Genomic DNA, 3,668 nt, shown 5'->3' with positions numbered 1-3,668 from the left:
AATAGCTGGCAAACATCAGGACCTGATCCGACAAGCTCATGTGTAGGGTGTCATCGAAATACGTTTTCAGATTGCACGGCCCGTGATGCTCGATCATTACGCCCTTCGGCTGACCCGTCGTTCCTGAGGTGTAGATCACATACGCCAGATCGTTCGGGCCAGACACTGGCTCCAGATTCGATCCATCTTCGTGATAGATCTCCTGCTTCCCATCCAGCACCAGTATCTTGCCGTCAAAGGCCACTTTTTCCACCAGATGGCTTTGGGTTAACAAGAGATCCGCACCCGAATCATCCAGCATGTAACGGATGCGTTCTTCTGGATACGTCGGATCAATGGGGATATACGCGCCTCCGGCCTTCATAATCCCGAACATCCCCACGATCATATCCACGGAACGCTCGGTCATCAGACCGACCAAACGGTCTGTCGTCACGCCGTGACTCCGCAAGATTCGAGCCAGTCGGTTGGCCCGCTCGTTCAGCTCGCTGTAAGTTAGTTGCTCTCCTTCGAAGAACAATGCTGCCTGCTCCGGGGTCTGCGCCGCTTGCGCCTCGAACAAGCCATGAATCGTCTGCTCGCTCGGACAGTCCGCTTCCGTATCTCCCCACACACGAAGAATTTGCTCGCGTTCTTGCTTAGTCAATACATCCAGCTCACGTACAGGAATATCTGGGTTCGCCACCACTTCCTTCAGCAGCTGCATCAGGTGTCCTTGAATTTGCTCTATACCTTCGTGTTCAAAGACCTGTGCATTGTAGCCAAATCTCATCTGGATTGTATTCCCTGGCATAACGATCAAATTGAAATCATAGTTCGTTTGCTCGACCGACTCAGCTCCCGTAACAGTGAAGCCGGCTTGCTTACCATCACCCAGCTGTTCAATTCCTTCCTCCACTGGATAATTTTCAAAAATCATTATATGGTTAATCAAATCTTGCTTGAGTTCTGACAAGCCCTGAATTTCATACAGCGGGTACGTGTCGTAGGCATGGGAAGCCATAGATTGCTCCTGAATTTGCTTCATCACTTCTGAGAATAGACTTTCCTCGCGGCTGCTGATGCGTACAGGCACCGTATTAATGAACAGACCGATCATATGCTCTACATTCGGAATATCTGCCGGGCGTCCAGAGACGACACTGCCAAACACAACATCATCCGTACCGTTATATTTTTGAAGTAAAATGCCCCACACCGTCTGTATCAACGTATTGATCGTCACCTGATAATGCTGAGCAATCCTCTGAATTTGGGTCGTCAAGTCTACCCCCAGATCAAAACCATGCCGCTCCGCATGATGACCTGTTTTGCTCTTCATATTAGCTTGAGGTAAATGAGCCTGCTCTTCATATCCGGCCAGGTATGTGCTCCAGTAATTTAAAGCTGCATGCCGATCCTGCTGCTCCAGCCATTCAATATATTGACTATACGGCGTTACAGGTGCCAGCTTCGGCTGTTTATGGGCAAGAATTGCAAAGTAGCTCGCAAACACTTCATTGGTCACTAGCGACAAGCACCAACCGTCCATCACAATATGGTGGAAGCTCCATACAAAACGATACGAATCCTCACCCGTACGCAAAATAGCTATACGCATCAAAGCATCCTGTCCCAAATCAAAACCTCGTTGCTTGTCTTTGCGCATAAATTCGAGGATATAATCATTCCGCTTCTCTTCCTGCACCTCATGCAAATCTTCCCAATATAGCTCACTGCGCTTATTCCGGTACACAACTTGAAGAGGTTCATCCTTCCAGCCGCTGTAGAAATTCGTCCGTAAAACAGTATGTCGTTGCACCAGCATATCCAGACTCGCGGCAAACGCAGCAATATTAAAGTGTCCTTTCAGATCGAAGGATGCCTGTTCAAAATACATCTCGGATTGCGAATCCATCAGGTTGTAGAACAACATACCTTTCTGCATGGGTGTTAACACGTACACATTTTCCAATTCACCTACCGATGAGGCTTGCTCCGCCATTTGCTCTAATTCCCCGATCGTCAGGCCCTTAAAGGACACATCACTCGGTGTCAGCTCCGGCTGCTCTTGAGCGGCGCAATGCACAATCACTTCTTGTAAAGCGGATTGCAGCAATCCTACCACGCGTTCTAGCGTTTCCTTACGATACTGCTTGCGGCTGTAAGCGATCGTCAGTCGCAATGTACCCTCTGAGATCATCGCGTTCAAATTCAGCGTATATGGCAATCTCGATTGGGGATCATCCGTCTCGCCTGCTCCATACGACGACAATGTGATGCCGCTGTTTTGTAAATCCTGGTCCACCTGACCCAAATAGTTAAAGCCGATTTCCGGTTCTGCTAAAATTGTACGTCCATGTTCCTCGGCAGACGCTTCGGACAAATAGCGCCAAGTGCCGTACGTCAACCCTTTATGCGGAATCTGGCGCAAGCTTTCCTTCGTTTCTTTGATTCGCTGTGCCAGCGTCAGTCCTGAGCCCGTTTCCAGCAGTACCGGATACAAGCTGGTAAACCAGCCAACCGTACGTGTGATGTCTACATTGGAAAGGATCGCTTCCCGGCCATGACCTTCTAGGTTCACCAGCACATGATTTGTCCCCGTCCAGTTATGAATTGCCAAACCTAGCGCGGTCAGGAGCAGATCATTGACCTCTGTGTTATAGGCGTGATGCGCTTGTTTCAAGAGCTGCTGTGTTTCACCTTCCGTCCATTCTACGGTTAGCACTTCGCTGTCCGTGTTCAAGGATCCGTCATAGGCAAAATCCTTGGGTAGTGAGGCAGCGGACGCTTTGGTCAGTTCGAGTTGCTGCCAGTATGTTGCGTCAGACTCGGCTGCTGAGCTGTTAGCATAAGCTGACAGCTCGCAAGCCCAGGATTGAAAGGAATCTGTTTTGAGTGGGAATTGTACAGGCTGGTTCTTGCTTGCTTGCTTGTAGCCTGTGGAAAAATCCTCAAACAGAATCCGCCATGATACTCCATCTATCACTAAATGGTGAACGGCTATCAACAAATGGTCGCCATCAGCACAATGAAACAAACCAAGCTTCACCAGAGGTCCTTCGCCCAGGTTGATGCTGCTTTGAATTTCAGTCGCCTTCGCTTCAAGCTTCTCAGTATACGTCGTTAGTTCAAGGAAATCTGCGGTTTCCAGCGTATACAATGCGCCTTCCTCTACACTGCGTGTCCAAGCTGCATAACCGGATGTGGTCTTGTGGAAAACCGTACGCAACGCATCATGATGCTTCACGATATGATCCATGACCCGGCGAACTGCCGTCTCGTCAAAGCCTGCAGCGCTATAGAGCATTACATCCTGATTAAAGTGCTGCGGACGCCCGCGTTCCTGCGAAAAGAACCAGTGCTGGATCGGGAGTAATACCGTCTCTCCGCTCACTTCTCCCTGATCCGCGATTCGACTGATCTCACGAATATGCGGTGCCAGTGCAGCTATCGTTGGATACTGGAACAAATCCTTCATGTCCAGTTTGTAGCCTTTCTGGAATACACGGGACGAAATTTGGATCGCCTTGATCGAATCTCCACCCAGGTCAAAGAAATTATCCAATAAACCAACGATTTTCACGCCCAGCACCGACTGCCAAACCGCCACCAACGCCCGTTCGGGCGCTGTTCGAGGCTCTGCATAATCAACTCCTCTTTGCAGACTGCCTTCTGGTGCTGGTAAT

Annotated in this window: 1 protein-coding gene; it reads right to left on the bottom strand. The window is 49.5% G+C overall.

Translation table 11 applies throughout. From position 1 onward, the window contains the following. The coding region (locus tag ACIFO6_RS23800; protein ID WP_430044474.1) for a condensation domain-containing protein at nucleotides 1–3,668 on the bottom strand (3,668 nt) is incomplete at both ends.

This window comes from Paenibacillus sp. NRS-1781 (genome assembly GCF_050467745.1).
In the GTDB taxonomy this organism is placed as follows: Bacteria; Bacillota; Bacilli; order Paenibacillales; family Paenibacillaceae; genus Paenibacillus; species Paenibacillus terrae_A.
This window is presented reverse-complemented; position numbering and strand designations above follow the sequence as displayed.